This window comes from Agrococcus sp. DT81.2 (assembly GCF_049844935.1).
Lineage (GTDB): Bacteria > Actinomycetota > Actinomycetes > Actinomycetales > Microbacteriaceae > Agrococcus.
This window is the reverse complement of record NZ_JBNCLZ010000020.1, coordinates 1-411: the sequence shown is the minus strand read 5'-3', so window position 1 is coordinate 411 and position 411 is coordinate 1. Positions and strand designations below refer to the sequence as shown.

General features: G+C 72.5%; 1 pseudogene. It reads left to right on the top strand.

What is annotated here, in order from left to right:
* Positions 1–390, top strand: a pseudogene (locus ACLQ21_RS15730) (hypothetical protein); the annotation flags it as partial.
* Positions 391–411: the final 21 nt, after the last annotated feature.

The window sequence follows — 411 nt, the reverse complement described above, 5'->3', positions numbered from 1 at the left end:
ATCTTCGACCGGCTCACGCAGGCCGCGCGCGGCAAGCCGAAGGACGAGCCGCGCACCTTCGACCAGTTCCGCTGCGACGCGGCGCAGGAGCTGCTGCTGGCCGGCGTGGTGCCGGAGGACCTGCACGGCATCTCCGCGATCCGGGCGACGGTCGGGATCCTGATCCCCGCGACCACGCTGCTGCACGACGCGGATGGTGCCGGCGGCGGCGAGCAGGACCCGGCCCTGCAGGGGTTGGACCTGCCGGCGTCGCTCGACGGGCGGGTGCTGGTCGATCGCGACACGGCGCGGCGGATCGCGGCGGCGACGGCGACCTGGGAGCGGCTGTTCACCGGAGCGTGTCAAGTCTTCTGTGTAAGCGGTGCGGTCATGGTCAGAGGTGGGGGTTGATGCGGTCGGGGTAGGCGAGGG